Genomic DNA, 4,418 nt, shown 5'->3' on the forward strand with positions numbered 1-4,418 from the left:
CGATAGAGACATCAACGCTGCCAAAAATATCAGAGACGAAGGACTGCGTATTTTATCCTCAGGGACTGGGGAGTTCGCCTATCGCCCAAGTGTAAGTCGAGATAGTAGAGGACGTAAGAAATCTACTATCTCGCAATTTGCTGGGTAGGAAGCCGACTGTGTAATCTTTGATTCACTGTTCGGTAGTTCACTCACACCGCCCTAGCTGCAAAATGTCAACAGACCTCTAAAAAATCCCCGAAAACCCTGCTCCACTCATCCCTCCGCTAGATGAATCCACGGTCATCGATCTGCTAAACTTCTCAAAGCCGATCGCCGACTCATCCCGTCAAAACTGCACCCCTAAACGTCAACCTTTTTTATGACCTCCGTCACAGCCGACAAACTGAAATTCTTTCTCGACATCGCCACCGAAGCCGCCCTGCAAGGTGGGGCGGTTCTACAAACCTATTGGGGAAAACTCGAAGCCGTCGAAGAAAAAGGACGTTCTGGAGACTTGGTAACCGTCGCCGATAAAGAATCCGAAGCCAAAGTCCTCGAAGTCTTACAACGCCACAGCCCCGATTGTGGTATCCTCGCCGAAGAATCGGGCGTGTTGGGCAATGCTGAAAGTTCCTTCCGTTGGGCGATCGACCCCCTCGATGGAACCACCAACTACGCTCATCAATATCCCGTCTGTTCCGTCTCCATCGGCCTCCTCATCGATGGCGTTCCCGAAGTGGGGGTCGTCTATAACCCGATTCGGGGAGATCTCTTCCAAGCCGCTACGGGAGTTGGGGCCACCTATAACCGCCAACCCATGCGCGTCTCGGAGACCAAAACCCTCGATCGCAGCCTATTGGTCACCGGATTCGCGTATGATCGACGAGAACGAGATGATAATAACTATGCCGAATTTTGCTATCTGACCCATCTGACCCAGGGCGTTCGTCGCGGCGGTTCAGCCTCATTGGACTTAGCGGATGTCGCTTGTGGCCGCATTGATGGCTATTGGGAACGGGGACTGTCTCCCTGGGACCTAGCCGCCGGAATCGTCCTGGTGCGAGAAGCCGGGGGTGTGGTCACCGCCTATGACCAATCTCCCCTGGATTTACCCTCCGGGCGACTGTTGGCTACCAATGGCCATCTCCATTCTGACCTGAGCGATCGCCTCGCTGAAGTCCAACCCCTCGGAGAACTTCCCGGAATTGGTCGCCTCAGCGCGCGATCGCCCGTCTAAGACTCCAACAACTACAGTAACCACAGTAAAGTAGAGACAGTCGCGTCACTCGTATCAGGAAACTCATCCCGGGGAGGTGATACAGTCGCGTCACTCGTATCAGGAAACTCATCCCCGGAAAGATGGTACGGTCGCGTCACTCGTATCAGGAAACTCATCGCAGGGAGGTGGTGACGACACAATGTCGTTCTCTTTTGACTTTAACCGAGGCTTATTTACCCTCGACTTCAGTGATCATCATGCCATTCTCGGCGTGGCCATCGATGCCGAAGCCAAGGCCATTCGGAAACGTTATCTCAAAATTGCCCGCTGCTTACATCCCGATGTCTGTCAGGCGGATAACCGCGAGTTGGCCCAAGCCGTTCTCTCAAAATTGGTCAATCCCGCCTATAGTAAATTCTCCAACGAGCGGGAAGCCTCAGACTACACCATCTTGCTGCGGATGCTGGCCAAGCGACTGCAACAGGAATATAGCCGTATTGAGATCAACTCCGCCGTCGCCAAACGTCTGATCGAGACGAACAACTACGACGCGCTTTATCACAAAGCCATCAGCGAACTGGCTGAACAACAATACCAAGACCTCAACCACATCGAGGACTATATTGGCCAATTGAGTGAGTTGAACTTGGTTTATCTCTACCGTCGTGAACAACAAAACAAAGGTTGGGCGCAACCCTCCAAACGGCCCTCCCCTGGACCGACGACGGCACCGCCTCCCCCTCGTGCGTCCACGAATACCTTTGTTGAGCAGTATCTACAACGGGCGCGATCGCTCATGGAGCAGAAAAACTTTGCCCAAGCTCGCAAAGAACTCCAAGATGCCCTTAAACTCGAACCGGAGAACAGCCGCTGTCATGGTCTGATGGCTTTGGTTTACCTCAAACAGCAAGAGGTACAACCCACCAAAGTTAACGTGACGATGGCCAACTCCCACACCACGAAAGCGCTGAAACTCGACCCCAAAGAACCCTTAGCCCTCGAAGCCCGCAAAACCCTAACCCGGATGATGGCACGGCCGAGCGGTAGCGGGGCGAAACCCAAGAGTAAACCCCCCAAAAAATCTGATAAAACTAAAAGCAAATCTAAAAAATCAGATCAAGGGGGCGGTGGACTCTTTGGACTCTTTGGCAATAAGAAAAAATAAGCAACTCACAACAAAACCCATGACGGTACACCAACCTCCCGCTGGGGCGCGGGATCTCCTGCCCCTCGATGTCACCCAGAAACAATGGATTGAACGGCGTTTGCAAGATGCTTTCCGCCGCTGGGGCTATCACCGCATCATTACCTCGACCCTAGAACGCCTGGATACGCTCATGGCCGGAGGGGCCATCGATCGCAGTACCGTAGTCCAGTTCCAAAATAACGACGATGAACTCCTGGGGCTACGGCCCGAACTCACCGCCTCCATTGCTCGGGCGGCGGTCAGTCGTCTCTCGGACTCTAGCTTCCCGCAACGACTCTACTACAATGCCAATGTGTTCCGCCGCAGTGGTGGCAATGCTTATGGCCGTCAACAGGAGTTTTATCAAGCGGGTGTGGAACTGCTTGGGGCCAGTGGCCCGCTGGCCGACGCGGAAGTGTTACTGTTGCTGGCCGATAGTTTAGATCGCTTGGGGGTTGAGGATGTGCAAGTGGTCCTCGGAGAAGCCCAACTGACGCGATCGCTCCTCGAACCCTTCCCAGAACCCAGCCGCACGGCAATTCGGGCCGCGATCGCCGATCTCGATTATGTCACTCTCGAAACTCTCGATCTCTCCCCAGAACACCGCGATCGCGCCCTGAACCTCTTTAATCTACGGGGAACTCCCGAGGAGGTCCTAGAGCGCTTACAAACCTTTGACCTCCCTGAAAACGCCCAGCAAGCCCTGGACAATCTACGCGCCCTCCTCGGCATCCTTAAGGCGACTCAGCCCGACTTCTATGGGCAAATTGTCCTGGATCTGAGCTTGATTGAAACCTTTAATTACTACACTGGGATTGTGTTTGAGGTGGTGGGCCACAGTCGCGGCGATCGCCAACTACTCGGGAAAGGCGGCCGCTACGACCAACTCCTCGAACTCTATCATCCCCAACATCACGCCTGCTCCGGGATTGGCTTCTCCTTCAACCTCGAAGATCTGCATCATCTACTTCTCAGCGGCGACCAACTCCCGGAGCAAACCCCCTCTAGCGATTGGCTCGTTGTTCCTCGTTCCCCCGAGGCTCAAGCCGCCGCCTTCGCCTTCGCCGGGCAGTTACGGCAAAAAGAGGATCTCATCCGCGTTGAACTCTGTCTCGATCACCCCGTTGAGGCTGATCGCCTGCGAGACAGCGCCCGCCGTCGTCGTGTCACCCAAATTGCCTGGGTTGAGGCCGATGGCAGCAGCGAAACGGAATTAGTCAACGAATTAGTTAACTCGGAGCCTTCGTCCTAAATTTGTCCTAAATTTGTCATAAATCTTAATAATTAGCCGGGTGTTTCTAAACAATTATAAACCCGTCATAAGCCCATCATGAGACTGTCAAGATTCGTGAGTTTCTTGCAATAATTTGTCATAGTTGTGGCGTCAGAAGTTCGTTATCCTGAACATAGGAAACAACACTGAAGACGCCATGACTGCACTCAATGCCTGGATTCGCAAAACTCCCTCTTGGCAAGCCATTATTACCCTGATTTTGGCATTGTGGTTCGGCGGGAGTCTGATGTTAGACTTTGTGTTGATGCCCGGAATGTATAGCCTGGGCATGATGAGTCAGCCGGATTTCCCCGCGATGGGCTACAGCGCCTTTGAGCGGTTCAATCATCTTGAACTGTTATTCGGGGGCTTGGCTTTGACGGGCGTACTCGTTCTCAACCGCCAAGATCACTTTTTTGGCTCCCAAACCCGCAAAGCCATCATCTTATCAACGCTACTGTTGGGAATTGCGATCGCCTACACCTATTTCTTTACCCCCCAGATGAGCGCCCTAGGGATGTCGTTAACGCCCCTAGAGCCTCTGACTGGCTTCTCACCCCTCATGGAGACGATACAGCAAGGCTATTGGGTTCTTGAAGTTCTCAAACTCGCCTCAGCCTGGGTTCTACTCCGCCTCTGTCATCGTCAAATGCAAGTCAGTTAATCCCACTTTCGTCCTAGATGCACGAATAAAGAGATTTGTCAAGAGGCGAATCTCTTTTTTTTGAGGGAACACCGGAACTGGGAACAGGGAACAG

4 protein-coding genes and 1 pseudogene are annotated in these 4,418 nt (G+C 53.2%); all 5 read left to right on the top strand.

Features of this window, described 5'->3' with window-relative positions:
* Positions 1–148 (top strand): annotated as a pseudogene (locus R6U67_RS14605) (RNA-guided endonuclease TnpB family protein); the annotation flags it as partial.
* 213 nt (positions 149–361) lie between these two features.
* Positions 362–1,219, top strand: coding sequence for an inositol monophosphatase family protein (locus tag R6U67_RS14610; protein WP_410253226.1), 858 nt, complete (start codon positions 362–364; stop codon positions 1,217–1,219).
* Between the two features lie 181 nt (positions 1,220–1,400).
* Entirely contained in the window at positions 1,401–2,366 is a 966-nt protein-coding gene (locus tag R6U67_RS14615; RefSeq protein ID WP_410253227.1) for a DnaJ domain-containing protein, read from the top strand.
* 19 nt (positions 2,367–2,385) lie between these two features.
* Positions 2,386–3,639 carry an ATP phosphoribosyltransferase regulatory subunit gene (locus R6U67_RS14620; protein ID WP_410253228.1) on the top strand — a complete coding sequence of 418 codons (1,254 nt, stop codon included), beginning with the start codon at positions 2,386–2,388 and terminating at the stop codon, positions 3,637–3,639.
* A 178-nt stretch (positions 3,640–3,817) separates the two neighbouring features.
* Positions 3,818–4,324 (top strand): DUF4149 domain-containing protein, encoded by a 507-nt coding sequence (locus R6U67_RS14625; RefSeq protein ID WP_410253229.1) that lies wholly within the window; start codon positions 3,818–3,820, stop codon positions 4,322–4,324.
* The last annotated feature ends 94 nt before the right edge of the window (positions 4,325–4,418 follow it).

This window comes from Sodalinema sp. (genome assembly GCF_046483825.1).
Taxonomy (GTDB): domain Bacteria; phylum Cyanobacteriota; class Cyanobacteriia; order Cyanobacteriales; family Geitlerinemataceae; genus Sodalinema.

Coding starts and splice junctions, on each gene's coding strand:
- R6U67_RS14610 (WP_410253226.1), top strand. CDS start 362: ATGACCTCCGTCACAGCCGACAAACTGAAATTCTTTCTCGACATCGCC.
- R6U67_RS14615 (WP_410253227.1), top strand. CDS start 1,401: ATGTCGTTCTCTTTTGACTTTAACCGAGGCTTATTTACCCTCGACTTC.
- R6U67_RS14620 (WP_410253228.1), top strand. CDS start 2,386: ATGACGGTACACCAACCTCCCGCTGGGGCGCGGGATCTCCTGCCCCTC.
- R6U67_RS14625 (WP_410253229.1), top strand. CDS start 3,818: ATGACTGCACTCAATGCCTGGATTCGCAAAACTCCCTCTTGGCAAGCC.